At 72.2% G+C, this 16785-nt stretch carries 20 protein-coding genes; 10 read left to right on the top strand and 10 right to left on the bottom strand.

What is annotated here, in order from left to right; genetic code table 11:
- Positions 1–508 (bottom strand): M17 family peptidase N-terminal domain-containing protein (locus VIM26_RS15310; RefSeq protein ID WP_331952689.1); only part of this gene is annotated, 508 nt, incomplete at its 3' end.
- 42 nt (positions 509–550) lie between these two features.
- Here VIM26_RS15310 and VIM26_RS15305 point away from each other — a divergent pair.
- The 4 genes from VIM26_RS15305 to VIM26_RS15290 all read left to right on the top strand — a co-directional run bounded on the left by VIM26_RS15305 (position 551) and on the right by VIM26_RS15290 (position 3222).
- The gene (locus VIM26_RS15305) at positions 551–910 is read left to right on the top strand and encodes a hypothetical protein (protein WP_331952687.1); all 360 of its coding nucleotides are present in this window, start codon (positions 551–553) and stop codon (positions 908–910) included.
- Positions 907–1419, top strand: coding sequence for a hypothetical protein (locus VIM26_RS15300; RefSeq protein WP_331952685.1), 513 nt, complete (start codon positions 907–909; stop codon positions 1417–1419). The genes VIM26_RS15305 and VIM26_RS15300 overlap by 4 nt, the downstream gene beginning before the upstream one ends.
- 541 nt (positions 1420–1960) lie before the next feature.
- Positions 1961–3016 carry a quinone-dependent dihydroorotate dehydrogenase gene (locus VIM26_RS15295; protein WP_331952683.1) on the top strand — a complete coding sequence of 352 codons (1056 nt, stop codon included), beginning with the start codon at positions 1961–1963 and terminating at the stop codon, positions 3014–3016.
- The gene (locus VIM26_RS15290; RefSeq protein ID WP_331952681.1) at positions 3013–3222 is read left to right on the top strand and encodes a hypothetical protein; all 210 of its coding nucleotides are present in this window, start codon (positions 3013–3015) and stop codon (positions 3220–3222) included. Before VIM26_RS15295 ends, VIM26_RS15290 begins: the two co-directional genes overlap by 4 nt.
- Positions 3223–3405: 183 nt before the next feature.
- On the opposite strand, the gene VIM26_RS15285 is transcribed toward VIM26_RS15290, so the two are convergent.
- Positions 3406–4419: an aldo/keto reductase family protein gene (locus VIM26_RS15285; RefSeq protein ID WP_331952679.1), complete on the bottom strand. Its 1014-nt coding sequence runs from the start codon at positions 4417–4419 to the stop codon at positions 3406–3408.
- A 9-nt stretch (positions 4420–4428) separates the two neighbouring features.
- Positions 4429–5130 carry a hypothetical protein gene (locus VIM26_RS15280; RefSeq protein ID WP_331952677.1) on the bottom strand — a complete coding sequence of 234 codons (702 nt, stop codon included), beginning with the start codon at positions 5128–5130 and terminating at the stop codon, positions 4429–4431.
- A gap of 100 nt (positions 5131–5230) precedes the next feature.
- Here VIM26_RS15280 and VIM26_RS15275 point away from each other — a divergent pair, with 100 nt between their 5' ends.
- Positions 5231–6664: a PLP-dependent aminotransferase family protein gene (locus tag VIM26_RS15275; protein ID WP_331952675.1), complete on the top strand. Its 1434-nt coding sequence runs from the start codon at positions 5231–5233 to the stop codon at positions 6662–6664.
- A 29-nt stretch (positions 6665–6693) separates the two neighbouring features.
- On the opposite strand, the gene VIM26_RS15270 is transcribed toward VIM26_RS15275, so the two are convergent.
- A complete protein-coding gene (locus VIM26_RS15270) occupies positions 6694–7239 on the bottom strand; it encodes a hypothetical protein (RefSeq protein WP_331952673.1) in 546 nt (181 codons plus the stop codon).
- Between the two features lie 151 nt (positions 7240–7390).
- On the opposite strand from VIM26_RS15270, the gene VIM26_RS15265 reads away from it, so the two are divergent.
- The gene (locus VIM26_RS15265; protein ID WP_331952671.1) at positions 7391–7660 is read left to right on the top strand and encodes a hypothetical protein; all 270 of its coding nucleotides are present in this window, start codon (positions 7391–7393) and stop codon (positions 7658–7660) included.
- A gap of 73 nt (positions 7661–7733) precedes the next feature.
- On the opposite strand, the gene VIM26_RS15260 is transcribed toward VIM26_RS15265, so the two are convergent.
- Entirely contained in the window at positions 7734–8333 is a 600-nt protein-coding gene (locus VIM26_RS15260; protein WP_331952669.1) for a DUF3043 domain-containing protein, read from the bottom strand.
- A gap of 40 nt (positions 8334–8373) precedes the next feature.
- Between VIM26_RS15260 and VIM26_RS15255 the strand changes: the two genes are divergently transcribed.
- Complete coding sequence (locus VIM26_RS15255) at positions 8374–9777, top strand: dipeptidase (protein WP_331952667.1); 1404 nt, start codon at positions 8374–8376, stop codon at positions 9775–9777.
- Between the two features lie 53 nt (positions 9778–9830).
- Here VIM26_RS15255 and VIM26_RS15250 read toward each other — a convergent pair whose 3' ends face one another.
- The 4 genes from VIM26_RS15250 to nadA all read right to left on the bottom strand — a co-directional run bounded on the left by VIM26_RS15250 (position 9831) and on the right by nadA (position 12676).
- Positions 9831–10397 carry an acyl-CoA thioesterase gene (locus tag VIM26_RS15250; protein ID WP_331952665.1) on the bottom strand — a complete coding sequence of 189 codons (567 nt, stop codon included), beginning with the start codon at positions 10395–10397 and terminating at the stop codon, positions 9831–9833.
- On the bottom strand, positions 10394–10744 hold the full coding sequence (locus tag VIM26_RS15245) for an antibiotic biosynthesis monooxygenase (RefSeq protein ID WP_331952663.1): 351 nt from the start codon (positions 10742–10744) through the stop codon (positions 10394–10396). Before VIM26_RS15245 ends, VIM26_RS15250 begins: the two co-directional genes overlap by 4 nt.
- Before the next feature lie 49 nt (positions 10745–10793).
- Positions 10794–11393, bottom strand: coding sequence for a DJ-1/PfpI family protein (locus VIM26_RS15240; protein ID WP_331952661.1), 600 nt, complete (start codon positions 11391–11393; stop codon positions 10794–10796).
- Positions 11394–11476: 83 nt separating this feature from the next.
- Positions 11477–12676 (bottom strand): quinolinate synthase NadA, encoded by a 1200-nt coding sequence (gene nadA / locus VIM26_RS15235; RefSeq protein WP_331952659.1) that lies wholly within the window; start codon positions 12674–12676, stop codon positions 11477–11479.
- 124 nt (positions 12677–12800) lie between these two features.
- Here nadA and VIM26_RS15230 point away from each other — a divergent pair, with 124 nt between their 5' ends.
- Together VIM26_RS15230 and VIM26_RS15225 are read left to right on the top strand one after the other, a co-directional pair.
- On the top strand, positions 12801–13991 hold the full coding sequence (locus tag VIM26_RS15230) for a glycerate kinase (protein WP_331952657.1): 1191 nt from the start codon (positions 12801–12803) through the stop codon (positions 13989–13991).
- Positions 13992–14129: 138 nt separating this feature from the next.
- Positions 14130–14483 (top strand): iron-sulfur cluster assembly accessory protein, encoded by a 354-nt coding sequence (locus VIM26_RS15225; RefSeq protein ID WP_331952655.1) that lies wholly within the window; start codon positions 14130–14132, stop codon positions 14481–14483.
- Positions 14484–14715: 232 nt separating this feature from the next.
- Here VIM26_RS15225 and VIM26_RS15220 read toward each other — a convergent pair whose 3' ends face one another.
- A complete protein-coding gene (locus VIM26_RS15220; RefSeq protein ID WP_331952653.1) occupies positions 14716–15684 on the bottom strand; it encodes an EamA family transporter in 969 nt (322 codons plus the stop codon).
- 72 nt (positions 15685–15756) lie between these two features.
- Between VIM26_RS15220 and VIM26_RS15215 the strand changes: the two genes are divergently transcribed.
- Positions 15757–16755 (top strand): LysR family transcriptional regulator, encoded by a 999-nt coding sequence (locus VIM26_RS15215; RefSeq protein WP_331952651.1) that lies wholly within the window; start codon positions 15757–15759, stop codon positions 16753–16755.
- Positions 16756–16785 lie beyond the last annotated feature (30 nt).

The raw sequence follows: 16785 nt of genomic DNA, 5'->3' as shown, positions 1-16785 counted from the left end.
CGACGGCGGCCTTCGCGTCGCCGTCGCGCACGAGCGGGGTGACGATCTCGATGGCGGTGACCGGCGCCGACTTCGCGGCGACCTTCGCGTCGCGGTAGCGGGCGAACGAGTACGCGCCGAGCAGCGCGCCCTCGGCGACGGCGGCGAGGTGCGCCACGCCGTCGGCCGGCAGGGCGAGCGCGACGGACGCCGAGCCGGCGAGCTCGCGGGTCGCGGCACCGGCCGCGCGGCGCAGGGTCTCCGGGTCGTAGCTGTCGGACTGCTTGCCGAGGCCGGTGAGCACGAGCACCGGAGCGGTGATCTCACCCGCCGTCGGGACCTTGCGCACCTCGTCCGCCGCGCCGGTGATGCCGAGCGTCACCGCGGTGCGCGAGATGAGGGAGCGCAGCGCGACGGGTAGCGCGTCGGCGCCCACCAGCACGACGCCGTCGTCGGTCGAGGCCGTCGCGACGACGAGTGCGTCGGCGACGAGAAGGGCGGGGTCCTTGGATGTCAGGGTCAGAGGCACCCGACGATCGTAGTCGCCGCGTCGCCGCTAGCCTGGGGCACCGTGACCATCCCTCTCGCGTTCGCCGTCGCCGCCCTCGCGTTGGGGTTGGCACTGTGGGCGGTCGTGTTCGCCATCCGGGACCGTGCCGTGGTGCTGCGCCAGCTCTGGGGCGCCGCCGTCGTGGAGGTCGCGATCGTGGTGGAGGCGGTGGTCGCTCTCGTACTGGTGGTGGGCGGCGCCCAGCCGCACGAGCCTGCGGTGTTCTGGGGGTACGTGGTGGCCACCCTGATCATGCTGCCCCTCGCGGCGGCCTGGGCGTTCGCGGAGCGGACCCGGTGGAGTTCGGTGGTGCTGGTCATCGCGGCCGTGACGGTCGCGTTCTTGCAGCTACGGCTGCTCCAGGTCTGGGGGACGCAGTGAGCGGTGGGGGACTGGCCGATGGGACCGACGGCACGGTGCGCGGCGCGGAGGGCGGCGCGGCCGGTGGCGGTGCGGCTGGCGGTGATGCGGCTGCCGGTGGTGCGGCGCGCGGTGCGGGCGGTGGCCCGCCGACGACCGCGAGCGGCCCGGGCCGGGTCCTGGTGGCCGTCTACGCGCTGTTCGCGCTCGCGGCGAGCGCCCGCGCGGGCTTCCAGCTGATCCTGAACTGGCACGAGGCCCCGCTCGCGTACGGGCTGTCCGCGCTGGCTGCGGTCGTGTACATCGTGGCGACGGTCGCCTTCGCGCGCGGTTCGCGGGGCCTCGCGACGGCAGCCGTCAGCGTCGAGCTGATCGGGGTGCTGGTCGTGGGTGCGTACTCGCTCGCGGACCCCGCCGCGTTCCCGCGCGCGACCGTCTGGTCGGGGTTCGGCCAGGGCTACGGCTACGTGCCGCTGGTCCTGCCCCTGCTCGGCCTGGCCTGGCTCCGCCGAACCCGCCCCCACCCCTAACCGCCACCCGCGTCAGACCCCACACCGCAGACTGCGCACATCCGTGCCGCCTGCGCACATCCGATGTACGCAGGCTGCGCCGATGTGCGCAGTCTGTGCGAACGGGCGCGAGTCCGGCCCGACGGCGACCCGCTGGCGGGGACACGGCGACCCGCTGGCGGGGACGCAACTGCTGGGCGTTCCCGCGGGAATGCGTTCGGACTGGGACGCTCCGGCAGGCGTATTCCTGCCCGGACTTCCGGCCGAGATATCGAGAGGTGACCGTTCTTGTCTCAAATGATGGGACCAAACGTTCCCGCGGAGACGGTCGGCGGGGCCCGGGCGGTCTGAGGCCCCAGCCCCGCCCGCGACTCGCTCCGCGGCGCCAGATCAGACCGAGCGTGGTCCATGGGGCGCACTGCGGCTGACACGTCGAGGGGGTGAGAGTTGTCAGGGTGAGCGCGGGCTGTGGGCCGCGCAGCGGCTGACACGTTCGGGGGGACGTGGGGCGGAAGCTGGGCTGCCGGGACCGGGTGTGTGGCACCCGCGCTAAGTTGGCTGCGTGTATCCCCTGCTCTTCGACCTCGTCTTTCGCCGGATGGACCCGGAGCGCGCGCACGAGCGCGGCTTCCGGGCGATCCGCCTCGCCGCCGCCGTGCCCCCGCTCGCCGCGGTCCTGCGCCGCGCGCTCGCGCCCGGAACGAGCGGGCGGGTCCGCGCGCTCGGCCTCGACTTCCCGGCCCCGTTCGGCGTCGCGGCGGGCTTCGACAAGAACGCCGTCGGGGTGCGCGGGCTGACGATGCTCGGCTTCGCGTTCGTCGAGGTCGGCACCATCACCGCGCACGGCCAGCCCGGCAACCCCCGGCCCCGGTTGTGGCGCGAGCTCGACCAGCGAGCGGTGCGCAACGCGATGGGCTTCAACAACGAGGGCGCCGCGGCCGTCGCCGCGCGGCTGCGGAGCCTGCGGGCCACGCCGGCCGGCCGGGCGCTCGTCGTCGGCGTCAACATCGGCAAGACCAAGGTGACCCCGGCCGCCGACGCGGCCGCCGACTACGCCACGAGCGCCGGGCTGCTCGCCCCGTACGCGGACTACCTGGTGGTCAACGTCTCCTCGCCGAACACCCCCGGCCTGCGCGACCTGCAGTCCGTCGACACGCTGCGCCCGATCCTCACCGCGGTCCGCGAGGCGGCCGACGCCGCCCCGGCACCCCGGGGCCGCCCGCGGGTCCCGCTCCTGGTCAAGATCGCCCCCGACCTGTCCGACGACGACATCGACGCGATCGCCGACCTGGCCCTCGAGCTCGGCCTCGACGGCGTCGTCGCGGTGAACACGACGATCGCGCACACCCGCGGTGCGGGCGGCCTGTCCGGGCCGCCGCTGCTGCACCGGGGCCTCGACGTCGTCGCCCGGCTGCGGACCAGGCTCGGATCCGATCCGGTCATCATCGGCGTCGGCGGGATCACGACGGCGGGCGACGCGCGGGAGTACCTCGCGGTCGGCGCGACCCTCGTACAGGGCTACACCGGCTTCATCTACCAGGGCCCGTTCTGGGCCTCCCGGATCAACCGCGCGCTCGCCGCCGACGCGGCTCGGGCGCGCACGGAGGTGGCGGCATGATCCGCGCGCAGTGGGAATGGGCGTTCGACGACGCCGAGGGTCGCCTGCTCGACCGGCCGATCAGCCCGGTCTTCAGCAACCAGTACGACGCCGAGCAGTGGCTCGGCGAGCACTGGCGCGACCTTGCCAGGCAGGACACCGCCGTCGCGCGGCTCATGCACGACGGCACGCAGGCCGCGGCACCGGTCGCGATGCGGATCCACTGATCACCCGCTGACCCCCGGCTCCACCGAACGACCCCACCGAACGACCCCACCGCCGCGAAGCCGATCCCCCCACGTGCCCTCAAACCGCCAACGTCCGAGCGCTGACGTCCTATAGGACGTCAACGCTCGGACGTTGCGGGGTTTTGCGGGGTCAGCGACCCGCCGGCGGGGTGTCTGCCGGGGTCAGACCGGGCGGGTCTGCGGGGACCGCTCGGCCGTGACGCCGGGGTTGCGCTCGACCGAGTCGCCGAGCACGTCGTCGATGCGGGTCAGCAGCTCGGCCGGGATCGTGACCCCGGAGGCCTTGACGTTCTCGGCGACCTGCTCGGGCCGCGAGGCGCCGATCAGCGCGGCGGCGACGTTGTCGTTCTGCAGCACCCAGGCGACCGCGAGCTGGGCGAGGGACAGCTCGAGCTCGTCCGCGATCGGGCGCAGGTGCTGCACCCGGGTCAGGGTCTGCTCGTTCATGAAGCCGCTGATCGTGCTCGCGCCGCCCTTCTCGTCGGTCGCGCGCGAGCCCTCGGGGAGCGGCTGACCGGGCAGGTACTTGCCGGTGAGCACCCCCTGCGCGACGGGCGACCAGACGATCTGCGAGATGCCCAGCTCCTTCGACGCCGGGACGACCTCGTCCTCGATCACGCGCCACAGCATCGAGTACTGCGGCTGGCTCGAGATGAGCTGGAACCCGAGCTCCTTGCTCAGCGCGTGCCCGGCGCGCAGCTGCTCGGCGGTCCACTCGCTCACGCCGATGTACAGCGCCTTGCCCGACCGGACGACGTCGGCGAACGCCTGCATCGTTTCTTCCAGCGGCGTCTCGGTGTCGTACCGGTGCGCCTGGTACAGGTCGACGTGGTCGGTGCGCAGGCGCTTGAGGGACCCGTTGATCGACTCGAGGATGTGCTTGCGCGAGAGCCCGCTGTCGTTCGGGCCCTTCGGGCCGGTGGGCCAGTACACCTTGGTGAAGATCTCGACCGACTCTCGTCGCTCGCCCTTCAGCGCCTTGCCGAGCACGGTCTCCGCCATGGTGTTGGCGTAGACGTCCGCGGTGTCGAAGCTGGTGATGCCTGCGTCGAGGGCCGCGCGCACGCACGCGAGTGCGGTCTCGTTCTCGACCTGCGAGCCGTGCGTGAGCCAGTTGCCGTACGTGATCTCGGAGATCTTGAGTCCCGAGTTGCCAAGATAACGATGGTTGACCATGCAACGACCCTACGGCGCCGTGGTCGCGACTCGGTCGCGGTCCCGCACCGTGAAGCGCGGCAGGAGCTCGTGCACGAGCGGACCGATCAGCACCGCGTAGGCCAGCGTGCCCAGGCCGAGCGTCCCGCCGAGCAGCCATCCGCCGATGACCACCACCCCCTCGATCCCGAAGCGAACGAGGCGCACCGAGGCGCCGGTCCGGCCGACGATGCCGGTCATCAGCCCGTCCCGGGGGCCGGGGCCCAGCCGGGTCCCGATGTAGCACGCGGTCGCCACCCCGTTCGTAAGAATGCCGCCAGCCGTCAGCGCGACCGCACCCCACAGGGGCAGCGGCTCGATCAGGCGGGCCAGCGCGAGGAACGGGTCGACCAAGAGCCCGATGACGATGACGTTGGCGACCGTCCCCGACCCCGGCCGCTGGCGCAGCGGGATCCAGCCGATCAGCACCACGACGCTCAGGGTGATGGTCACCGTGCCGAAGCTCCAGCCGAGCTGGCGCGAGATGCCCTGGCTCAACACGTCCCACGGCATGTTCCCCAGACCCGCCCGCACCAGCATCGCGATCGACGCCGCGAACAGGACGAGACCGGCGACGAGCTGCAGGGAGCGGTGGGTCAGCCGGCGCGTAGCCCAGCGGGGGGCTCGGCCCTCCGCAGCTGGCGCGGCGATACCGGACGGGAAGACCACCGGTGGGCTCAGTTCGTTGTTCATGGCGTCATGATGTCCTTCGATTGGCATTGTGATCCATAGCCAGTTGGGAGACAGTGGCCTTATGGCTACCGGAGTGAGTGCGACATCGATCGAGCGACACATGGCCACCGGAACCCTCGTGCGCCTGCTCGGGACCTGGCGGCATGGCGGGTCTGCCTACCTCGCCCTCGCCGACGGCATCCGCCGCGCCGTCCTGGAAGGCACCATCCCGCTGCACACCCGCCTGCCCAGCGAGCGCGAGCTCGCCGACGCACTGGGGCTCTCCCGGACCACCACGAGCTCGGCCTACCAGCACCTGAGGGACGACGGCGTCCTGGCGAGCCGTCGCGGTTCAGGCACGGTCACCACCCTCCCGTCGGGTGCACGGACCATGCCTGCGACCCGCACCGAACCCGCGGCCGACGTCGTCGACCTCACGATGGCCGCATCGTCCGCCCCGGCGGGGACGCACCGGGCGTATGTCGCCGCGCTGCAGGAGCTGCCTCGGTACCTCCCCGGACGCGGCTACGAGTACTTCGGGCTCGATGTCCTGCGCGAGACTCTCGCTGCGCGGTACACCGAGCGCGGCACCCCCACCGCCCCCGACGAGATTCTCATCACCAGCGGCGCGCAGCAGGCGATGAGCCTGGTGCTGAGCACCGTCGTCGGGGTGGGGGACCGGGTCGTCGTCGAGCACCCCACCTACGCCAACGCGATCGCGACCGTGCGCAGCATCGGCGCCCGGCCGGTGCCCGTCCCGGTCGGGCGGGACGGCCTGGACATCGACCTCTTGGAGTCCACGGTCCGGCAGACCGGACCGCGCGCGGTGTATCTGATCCCCGATCACCACAACCCCACCGGATTGAGCCTGGACGCGACCGCCCGGGCTCGCGTCCGGGAGATCGCCCACCGCTACGGCACGCTCGTGATCGGCGACGAGACGCTGACCGACCTCACCCTCGACGGCGAGCGCCCCGGGCCCTTCCTCGGGACGGCGCCGCGCGGCGGGCTGATCGCCATCGGATCGATGTCCAAGTCGTTCTGGGGTGGCATGCGGGTCGGATGGATCCGTGCGGGCCGTGACCTCGTCGTCCGGCTGGCCCGCGAACGCGCCCGGGACGACCTCGGCACCCCCGTGCTCGAGCAGCTGGTCGCCGACGAGCTGCTGACGAACGGCGAGGAGATCCTCGCCGAGCGGCGGGCCACCCTGCGGATCCAGCGCGACGGGCTCGTCGACCTCGTCGGACGCCTGCTCCCCGGGTGGCAGGTGACGGCACCGGCCGGTGGGCTCTCGCTCTGGGCGAACCTCGGCGAGCAGGCCTCGTCGTCGTTGGCAGCGATCGGGCCGCGACATGGCGTCCGGGTCGTTCCGGGAACGAGCTTCGGCGTCGACGGGTCCTTCGAGGACCGCCTCCGGCTCCCTTTCGCGCAACCCCTGCACGAGATCGAGCGGGGCATCGAAGGGCTCGCCTCGGCGTGGCGGACCCTCGGGCTCGACCTCGAGACGCCCCCGGACACTCGGGCGCTCCGGCCGGAGCTGGGCACCGCGGTCTGAGGCCACGGGCTTTAGTGGGCCCTGCCGGGTCAGGCGGGGAGCGGCTCCCGAAAGACGTGGACGGCCTGGCCGAGGACCTCGCGCAACACGCGCAGCTCCTGCGGCTTCCAGCGAGGAACGTACGCAACCAGATCGAACGCGTACGGAACGTTGGCGGCGAACAGCTTCGTGTAGCAGTTCTCGCGGACGCGTCCCCGGTCATCGAAGCGCCGTCCGGTGCTGAACGCCACCTCGGTGGTCATGTTCCAGAGGTCGAGCGCCGAAGCCGGGTCGACCGTTGCCCGCCGTCCGCGCAGCCAGTCGAGCGCTGGGTCGAGATCCATGACTTGCGCATCGGAGTCGCGGTCCTCGGGCGTGATCGTGGGCCAGCCGGCCTCGAGCGCGAAGGACCAGCACTCCTCCTCGGAGTCGAACACGACCAGTTTTCCGCCGCGCGTGGCGAGGCGGTCCTCCTGGTCTCCGTCGTCGCCGGCCGCATCCAGCCCACGCCACACGAAAAAGGTCCGCCCGTCCAGGCGCATGCCCTCGGGCTGGGCGTTGTCCATCGGGAAGACATAACGCGGCTCGCTGCTCACGTCGGCCAACTATGCCGCACGATTGAGCGCCGAGATTCGCGAGTGGTCAGCGCCCGATGAACCGAAACTCCGTCCCCGCCGTGACATCAAAGACGACCGGTCGACCTGTCGGTCGCCGCAGGATCAGTTCCCAAGCAGGAGGCGAATCATCGTGCGTCGAACTCTGCTCGTCGTTGCAGTCGCGGGCCTCACCCTGGGCTTCGCCAGCCCGGCCCTCGCAGCCAATCCTCCGGGCCCGAACGGGCCACCGAGCCAGTCCTGTCAGGAGCTGGAGCCGAACACTCCCGGGCACTCGGCACTCAGCCCCGGCTCACCGTTCAACGAGGCGGGAATCAACAGCGTGAACGGCGGGATCGGAGGTCAGCACTACACCGAGAAGTCGCAGTACGACGTGGCGTGCTTCCAGGTGTCCCAGCGCTGACGCCAGGTCGGTCGTGGCGCGCGAACGTTCGCGCCACGACCGGCTGCGCGCTGCGCGCGCGCCCCGGAGTGGTTCAGGAAGGGTATTCGCCGTGCTTGACGAGCACCTTCGGCAGGCGCGCCCGGCGGAGCTGGAACGCCCGCATCACTGCGTACATCGCCAGCCCGCGCATGAACGTGTCGTCGCCGAACTTCGCCCGCAGCTTCTTCTTGAGCTTGCGCCACATGATGTACGCGTCAATGATCGTGACGAGCACGATGACGTACAGCACGAGAATGGCGGCCGCGGCGGCGTTCGGGTTGCCCTTGAGGAACAGGTTCGCCACGACGAAGATCATCGCGACCGGCAGGAAGAACTCGCCGAGGTTCCACCGGGCGTCGACGTAGTCACGCACGTAGCGCCGGACCGCGCCCTTGTCCTTGACGGGCAGGTAGCGCTCGTCGCCGGTCTGCATCGCCTGGTACTCGCGGTTCCGGGCTTCCTTGTTCGCCTCGCGGGCGGACTTGCCCGCGGCCTTGCGGTCGGCGGGGACGAGCGGACGCTTGTTCAGCGCCTCGGACGTCTTGCGCTTGGGCGTCGGACGCCCCTTGCCTGGCGTCGCGGATCCGATCAGGCCGGGCACCGCGCGGTCGTCGGCGTCGGTGGGCGGGGAGACCTTGCTTCGGAAGAACACCCACCTAGGGTAGTCGAGCCCAGCGGTAGCGTGGTCGCCCGTGACCGAGCCCAGCACCACCACGCCGATTTCCACCGACCAGCTGCGGGCGGCGGTGGCCGCCGCCTTCCCGGCTCTGCGCGCCGAGCTCGAGGCCCTCGTGCGGATCCCGAGCGTCTCGAACGGCGAGTTCGACCAGGCGCACGTCGCGGCGAGCGCGGCCGCCGTCGCGGAGCTGCTGCGCGGCGTCGGCATGCCCGAGGTGCAGATCGTGCACTCGACCCTGCCCGACGGCGGCGTCGGCGCCCCCGCCGTGATCGCGCGCCGCCCCGCGCCCGACGGCGCCCCGACCGTGCTGCTCTACGCCCACCACGACGTCCAGCCGCCGGGCGACGAGGGCTGGGACACCGACCCGTTCGAGCCCACCGAACGCGGCGGGCGCTTGTACGGTCGCGGCGCCGCGGACGACAAGGCCGGCGTGATCGCGCACGTCGGCGCGCTGCGCGTGCTCGCCGACACCCTCGGGGTCGGCGTGACGGTGTTCGTCGAGGGGGAGGAGGAGATCGGCTCGCCGACCTTCGCCACGTTCCTCGAGACCTACCAGGACCTGCTCGTCGCCGACGTGATCGTCGTGGCGGACTCCGCCAACTGGCGCGTCGGCGTCCCCGGGCTCACGACGTCGCTGCGCGGCCTGGTCGACCTCGAGGTCGAGGTCGCCGTCCTGGAGCACGCCGTGCACTCCGGCATGTTCGGCGGCCCGGTGCTCGACGCCCTCACCCTGCTGTCCCGCCTGATCGCCACCCTGCACGACGACGCCGGCGACGTCGCCGTCGCGGGCCTCGTCAGCGCCCCGGACCCGGTCATCGACTACGCCGAGGCCGAGCTGCGGGCCGACGCGGCCATGCTCGACGGCACGCAGCTGGCCGGTACCGGACCGCTCACCGCACGGCTGTGGACCCGGCCCGCGCTGTCGGTGCTCGGCATCGACGCGCCCAGCGTGGCGCGCGCGTCCAACACGATCGCGCCGCGGGCGTCGGCGAAGCTCTCGCTGCGGATCGCGCCCGGGCAGGACCCGGCGGCGGCGCACGCCGCGCTGACCGCGCACCTGCACGCGAACGCCCCGTTCGGGGCTCGCGTCACGGTGACCCCGGGGGACGAGGGCCGCCCGTTCAAGGCGCCCGCGGACTCCGGCGCCATGCGCGCGGCCCGCTGGGCGTTCGAGCAGGCCTGGGGCACCCCGCCGGTCGACATCGGCCTGGGCGGTTCGGTCCCGTTCATCGCCCAGCTGCTCGACGTCTTCCCGGACGCGTCGATCCTGGTCACCGGCGTGGAGGACCCGGACTCCCGAGCCCACGGCGCCAACGAGTCCGTCCACCTGGCCGAGCTCGAGAAGGTCGTCCTGGCCGAAGCCCTCCTGCTCACCCGCCTCGCCCCCAGAGCAACAACTTCGCCGAGAGTGGAGTAACCGCCCTTGGAAATCGCATTCCCGGGGCGGTTACTCCACTCTCGGCGGAGTTCTTACGCCAGGTGGATGGCGCGGGCCCAGGTGAGGACGGCGTCGGGCAGGGCGGGGCTTTGGCGGTCGGCGCCGAAGGCTGCGGCGATGTCGGTGGCGGGCACGCCGCCGCCGGTCCGGGCGAGGAAGCGCGCCGCGACGATGGCCTCGGCGACGACCTCGACCCCGCCCGACGGCGCCCGACGTTCGAAGCTCTGCTCGACGTAGACGAGCCGGTCGTCCCAGCCGAGGACGCGCGTGACGATCTCGAACCGGTCCCCGAGCCGCAGCGAGCGGCGGAACCGGATCGACTCGCCGACCACCACCGGGTACCACCCGCGGCGGGCGACGACGCGCTGCGCGCCGGTTCGCACCAGCATGTCCACCCGGCCGATGTCCATCAGGGACAGGTACACACCGTTGTTCATGTGGCGCAGCAGGTCGAGGTCGTTCGGCAGCACCCGCATCGGGGTGCGCCAGGGATCCAGCGGCGATCCCTGCGACCCGCCCGACCGCGCGCCGCGCCCTCGAGCTCGACCGTCCAGCCGGGCCCGCAGCACCACCCAGGCCAGCCGAAGCAGCCGGTTCACGCGCAGGCCTCGCCAGCCTCGACCGCCCCGGCCTCGCCGGCCCCGACCGCCCCGAAGTGCTCGACGACGGGGAACGGTTCGTAGAACCCGTGCAGCAGCTCGCGCCACCGGTCGTACTCGGGCGAGCCGCGGAACCCTTCGGTGTGGTCCTCGAGCGTCTGCCAGCCGACCAGCAGCAGGTAGGTGTCGGGCCGTTCGCCGCACCGCCGCAGGCTCAGCCCGCGGAATCCGGGCATCGCGGAGATCAGCGGGCGGGCCAGCGCGAACGCGACCTCGAACGCCTCCGCCCGGCCGGGCCGAACCGGCAGCAGGGCGTGTTCGAGGACCGGGGCGTCGAGTGGGTTCACCTGCGCGATCGTGCCATGCCGACCCGGTCGCCGGGCCCCGAACCCAAGGTCAGACGGGAGGTTCGGGGTCGTACTGGATCGCGCGCCGGACCTGGCGGGCCATCTGATAGCTGTCCAGCCGGGCCACCAGGTGCAGGGCCATGTCGATCCCGGCCGAGACCCCGGATGCCGTGATCACGTCGCCGTCGTCCACGAAGCGGGCCTCGGTGTCGGCGGCCACGCTCGGGTCGAGCGCGGCGAGCTCGTCGAACGCACCCCAGTGCGTGGTCGCCGGGCGCCCGGCGAGCAGGCCCGCCGCCGCGAGCACGAGGGACCCGGTGCACACGCTGGTCATCAGGGACACCTCGTTGCGCATCTTGCGGACCCAGTTCAGGTGGTCGGAGTCGTGCGCGAGCGCCCGCGTGCCCCGGCCGCCCGGGTACACCAGCACATGCATCGGGGTGATCTCGTCGGCAGACCGGTCCGGCACGATGCGCAGGCCCTTCGCGAGGCGTACCCCGCCGCCGTCGGCGGAGAAGGTCAGCACGTCCGGCCGTAGCTCGGACAGCGCGGCCCACGCCGCGAGCACCTCATACGGCCCGACGACGTCGAGCTCCTCGGCATCGTCGAACACGAAGATGCCCACCCGCAACGCGCTGCCGGTGCTCATCTGGACCTCCATCGCCGACTCCCGCCGGCTGCGGTATCTGAAGAAGTGCTAGGGATCAGCAGGTGCGTCCCCGCGCGGACATCTCAGTGTCCTGGCAGGGCGAGCATCTGGTCGAGGGCTATTCGAGCCCAGTGCGCGTCGTCGGCGTCGACCACGACGCGGTTCACGACCCGCCCGGCGACGAGCGACTCCATCGCCCACACCAGGTGCGGCAGGTCGATTCGATTCATCGTCGAGCAGAAGCAGACGGTCGAGTCGAGGTAGTGCACGGCCTTGTCGGGGTTCGCGGCCGCGAGCCGGCGCACGAGGTTCAGCTCGGTGCCCAGCGCCCAGGTCGATCCGGGCTCCGCGGCGGCGAGGGCCTTGACGATGTACTCCGTCGAGCCGACCAGGTCCGCCGCCTCGACGACCTCGTTCTTGCACTCGGGGTGCACCAGCACGTTCACGCCCGGGACAGCGGCGCGGATGTCGTCCACGTTGCGCACCGAGAACCGGCCGTGCACCGAGCAGTGCCCGCGCCACAGGATCATCCGGGCCGCGGTCAGCTCGGCCGTGGTCAGCCCGCCGTTCGGCTTGTGGGGGTCGAACACGACGCAGTCCGCGAGCTCCAGGCCCAGCTCGCGCACCGCGGTGTTGCGGCCCAGGTGCTGGTCGGGCATGAAGAGCACCTTGCCCGTGCCGTCCACGCCGCCGACCTTGTCGAACGCCCAGCGCAGCGCGACGTGCGCGTTCGACGACGTGCAGACCGTCCCGCCGTGCCGCCCGGTGAACGCCTTGATCGCGGCTGTGGAGTTCATGTAGGTGACCGGGACGGTGTGCTCGGCGACGCCGGCGTCGATCATGACGTCCCAGGCGTCCTCGACCTGGTTGATCGCGGCCATGTCGGCCATCGAGCAGCCCGCGGCGAGGTCCGGAAGGATGACCTGCTGGGTGTCGGAGGTGAGGATGTCGGCCGACTCGGCCATGAAGTGCACGCCGCAGAACATGATGAACTCGGCCTCGGGGCGGGCCGCGGCCTCGCGGGCGAGCTTGAACGAGTCGCCGGTCACGTCCGCAAACTCGATGACCTCGTCGCGTTGGTAGTGGTGCCCGAGGACGAAGAGCCGGTCACCCAGGATCGCGCGTGCGGCGCGGGCCCGTTCGACCAGGTCAGGGTCGCTCGCGGCGGGCAGCGCGCCCACGCACTCGACCCCTCGCTCGGAGAGCAGATCCGTGCTCCGCCCGAGCAGCAACAGTGCCGACGGTGCGGGTTCGGTGAATTGGCTGGTGGCGGTGGGGCTCACGCAATCCATCTTCCCACATCCGCCGGATCGGTCCTTGCGCAGTACGCCGCCTTCTTCAACGGGCGCTCCGAACGAGTGTGGTGCGGTCAACCGGCAGTCCGGCTCTGTGCCAGGATCCCTGCCCATGCGCGTCGTGATCGCCCCCGACTGCTTCGGCGGAACCCTCACCGCCCAGCAGGCCGCCACTGCCCTGCGCGACGGCTGGCTCCGCGCCGCCCCGGACGACGAGCTGGACCTGTGCCCGCTGGCCGACGGCGGCCCCGGTTTCGTCGCCACCCTGCACGCGAGCCTCGGCGGCGAGCTGCTGGCCGCCACCGTGCGTTCCCCGCTGCACGACGACGCCCCGGGTGCGGTGCTGGTCACCGGCGCCCCCGGCGGCGCGCGGACCGCCTACGTCGAGTCCGCCCAGGCGTCCGGGCTCGCGCTCGTCCCGCCCGAGCGCCGGGACCCGCGGGTCACCACGACGTACGGCGTCGGGGAGCTGCTGCGGCTCGCGCTCGGCACCGGCGCGCAGCGGATCGTCGTCGGGCTGGGTGGTTCGGCGACGAACGACGCGGGCGCGGGCATGCTCGCCGCCCTCGGCGTGGGCGCCGGCCCGGGCAGCGTGCTCGACGGCGGGGGTGGCGGGCTCGGGTCCGTCACGGACGCGGACCTGAGCGGGCTGGCGGAGCTGCGCGAATCCCTCGCCGGCGTCGAGCTGCTGGTCGCGACGGACGTGGACGTGCCGCTGCTCGGCCTGCACGGGGCGAGCGCCGGGTTCGCCCCGCAGAAGGGGGCGACGCCCGAGCAGGCGCAGGAGCTCGAGCGGGCCCTCGGACACTTCTCGCACGCCGCGGTCGCGGCGCTCGGACCCGACGCGGTACGCCCCGACCTGCTGGCGTCGTCCCGGACCGCGTCGCCCGCGGCGCGGCTCACCGGACTGCCCGGCGCCGGCGCGGCCGGTGGGCTCGGGTTCGCCCTCGCCCTGCTGGGCGGGCGGATCGTGTCCGGCTCGGGCCTCGTGGCCGACGTCGTCGCGCTGGCGGCGCGGATCGCCGAGGCCGACCTCGTGGTCACGGGGGAAGGCACCTTCGACTGGCAGTCGCTGCACGGCAAGGTTGTCGCGGTCGTGGCCGAGCGGGCTCTGCCGACGGGGGTGCCGACCGTGGTGATCGCCGGGCAGGTCCAGATCGGTCGCCGCGAGTGGGGCGCCTCCGGGATCGCCGCGGCCTACGCGGTCGCCGACACCCCCGAGCAGGTCAGCGCCTCGCTCGCCGACCCCGCCGGGACGCTCGCGGCCCGCGCGGAACGGGTCGCCCGGACCTGGTCGCACTGAGCCGCGCAGGGCGTTCCCCCCGGCGCCGGCAAAGCGACGTACGCTGAGGGGAACAATCGGGCGTGGGCCCGCCGTTAACCGGTTGACACGCGTTCCGGGACAGCGTCCCGCCGAACCCTCGAGACCCGCGGAGTGATGATGAGCGAGACCACCCAGGAGACCGCGACGCATGGCGTTGCCCTCAGTGACTTTGCCGCGGGCAAGATCCGCAGCCTGCTCGCGCAGGAGGGCCGCGACGACCTGCGTCTGCGCGTCGCCGTCCAGCCCGGCGGATGCTCGGGCCTGATCTACCAGCTGTACTTCGACGAGCGCGTGCTCGACGGCGACGCGCTTCGCGACTACGACGGCGTCGAGGTCGTCGTCGACCGCATGAGCGTGCCGTACCTCGATGGCGCGACGATCGACTTCGCCGACACGATCGAGAAGCAGGGCTTCACGATCGACAACCCGAACGCGGGCAGCTCGTGCGCGTGCGGAGGCTCGTTCGGCTGATCTGACGCATAACGCACGAAGGCCCGGCACCAACTGGTGCCGGGCCTTCGTGCGTCCGCCCGTGCCCGCGTTCGTCGCGGTGTGGAGGGACGCGCGTGGGACTGGAGTGACTCAAGGGGCCGATGTGACATCACATCGGCCCCCTTGGGGCTCACCGTTCACTCGCGCGTCCGTCCACACCGCGTACCCGCCGCCAACGTGCGCCCGGCGAGTCAGCCAGGCGCGGCCTTCGTCAGGAGTTTGCGCGGATCATCGCGAGGGTGCCCTCCACTGCCCGCCCCACCGGCGCCAAGTCCCGTTCGGCCGAGCTCGTGGGCGGCGGTCCGTCCGGGCTGCGCGGCGACGGGCGGCGGCCGCGCAGGACCGCGATCGCCACTCCGGCAAGGAGCAGTCCTCCGCCGGCGCCCTCGACGACCGTTGGGACCTCGCCCTGGACGATCCAGGCGGTGAGCATGCCCGCGACCGGAACCATCAGGGCGAACGGCGTCACCCGGCTCACGGGGTACCGGGCCAGCAGGGTGTTCCAGAGCCCGTAGCCCAGCAGCGACGAGACGTACGCCGTGAACGCGGTGCTCGCCAGCGCAGGCAACGACAGGTGTCCCAGTGCCGCGCCGACTGCGTCCGGCCCGTCCACCAGCAGCGAGAGCAGCGCCAGCGGCACGGGGACGACCAGGCCGGACCAGACCACGAGCGACAGGCCGGACCTGGCCTGGGCCTTGCGGGTGACCACGTTGCCGATGGACCAGGACAGCGCCGCGCCGAGGACGAGTATCAGCGGCAGGATCGGGGCGATGGCACTGCGCCCGACGGCGACGACGATCAGGCCGGCGGCTCCCACGCCGACGCCGAGCAGCTGCTTGCGCGACGGGCGCTCGCCCAGGAACACCGTGGACAGCACGACCGTGAGCAGCACCTGAGCCTGCAGGACCAGTGAGGTGAGTCCCGGCGGCATCTGGAGGTGCAGCGCGAGGTAGACGAGCGAGAACTGGCCGACGCAGGAGAACGCGCCGATCAGGACCACGTTCTTCCACCCGATCCCCGGCGGGCGGACGAGAAACACCGCCGGCAGACAGACCAGGACGAACCGCATGGCGGTGAACAGCAGCGGGGGGACCTCGGCGAGACCGGCGTCGATGACGACGAAGTTCGCGCCCCAGATGGTCGCCACGAGGAGGGCCAGGACGGTGTCTTTGGGCTTCACGCGGCAACCATGACAGCCCGGACTCTGAACCACCAGCAAACGTTTCGATGCCTGACTGTGTATGTTTGCTTCATGATTGACCTCGTCGCGTTGCGCTCGCTCCAGGCCATCGGGATCCACGGCTCCGTGGTCGGTGCCGCCGCGGCGCTGGGCTACAGCCCGTCCGCGATCTCCCAGCAGATCAAGCGGCTCGAGAAGCACCTCGGCGTCCCGGTGCTGGAGAAGTTCGGTCGGGGGATCATGCTCACCGAGGCCGGCCGGCGCCTGGCCGAGCAGGGAGCGTCCCTCCTCGCGGACGTCGAGCTGCTCGAGTCCGGGGTCCAGAGCGCCGACGCCGAGCCGGTCGGGCTCGTGCGGATCGCCGCGCACTCCACGGCGTGCCGCGGCCTGGTCGCGCCGCTGCTCGCCAAGCTCGCGGTCGCCGGATCGGCGGTGCGGGTGCGGCTCATCGAGCACGACCCGTGGGACTCGATCGAGCTCGTGGCCACCGGGCAGATGGACCTCGCGATCGTGCACGACTGGAACACCGTGCCGCTGCGCATCCCGGCGCACCTCGAGACCGTGAACCTGTGCGACGACGTGGCCGACCTTCTCGTGCACCGCGATCACTCGCTGGCCGCGCGGCCGACGGTCACCCCGAAGGACCTGGTGGACGAGCGCTGGGTGAGCACCATGGCCGGCAGCATCTGCCATGACTGGTTGATGCGGATGTTCGCCGACATCGGTGCAGACCCCGACGTGGCCTACTACGACAGCGAGTTCGCGACCCACATCGCCCTGGTGCAGCACGGCGTGGCCGTCGGGCTGCTCCCCAGGCTCGGCCGACCGGCGTTACCCGGGTCGGTCGTGGCCGTCCCGGTCGTCGACCCGGTCCCGACCCGGAACATCCAGCTGATCTGGCGCCGGACCATGGGCCAGAGCCCCGCGATCCGCCACCTCGTCACCGTGCTCCGCTCGCTCGCCACCCCGCCCGCCAACGCCAACGCCAACGCGAACGCGAACGCGAACGCCAACGCCAATGCCACCAACGCCACCAACGCCACCAACGCCGCCGACACCCACCACCCGTAACGTCCGAGCGTTGACGTCCTATAGGACGTC

This window comes from Pengzhenrongella sp. (genome assembly GCF_036565025.1).
In the GTDB taxonomy this organism is placed as follows: domain Bacteria; phylum Actinomycetota; class Actinomycetes; order Actinomycetales; family Cellulomonadaceae; genus Pengzhenrongella.
The sequence above is the reverse complement of the archived record's forward strand: the minus strand, read 5'-3'. Positions and strand labels throughout refer to the sequence as shown.

Excerpts from the sequence above, each read along its gene's own strand:
- VIM26_RS15290 (WP_331952681.1), top strand. The coding sequence starts at position 3,013 with ATGATCCGCGCGCAGTGGGAATGGGCGTTCGACGACGCCGAGGGTCGC.
- VIM26_RS15285 (WP_331952679.1), bottom strand. The coding sequence starts at position 4,419 with ATGGTCAACCATCGTTATCTTGGCAACTCGGGACTCAAGATCTCCGAG.
- VIM26_RS15280 (WP_331952677.1), bottom strand. The coding sequence starts at position 5,130 with ATGAACAACGAACTGAGCCCACCGGTGGTCTTCCCGTCCGGTATCGCC.
- VIM26_RS15275 (WP_331952675.1), top strand. The coding sequence starts at position 5,231 with ATGGCCACCGGAACCCTCGTGCGCCTGCTCGGGACCTGGCGGCATGGC.
- VIM26_RS15240 (WP_331952661.1), bottom strand. The coding sequence starts at position 11,393 with ATGAGCACCGGCAGCGCGTTGCGGGTGGGCATCTTCGTGTTCGACGAT.
- VIM26_RS15230 (WP_331952657.1), top strand. The coding sequence starts at position 12,801 with ATGCGCGTCGTGATCGCCCCCGACTGCTTCGGCGGAACCCTCACCGCC.
- VIM26_RS15225 (WP_331952655.1), top strand. The coding sequence starts at position 14,130 with ATGAGCGAGACCACCCAGGAGACCGCGACGCATGGCGTTGCCCTCAGT.
- VIM26_RS15215 (WP_331952651.1), top strand. The coding sequence starts at position 15,757 with ATGATTGACCTCGTCGCGTTGCGCTCGCTCCAGGCCATCGGGATCCAC.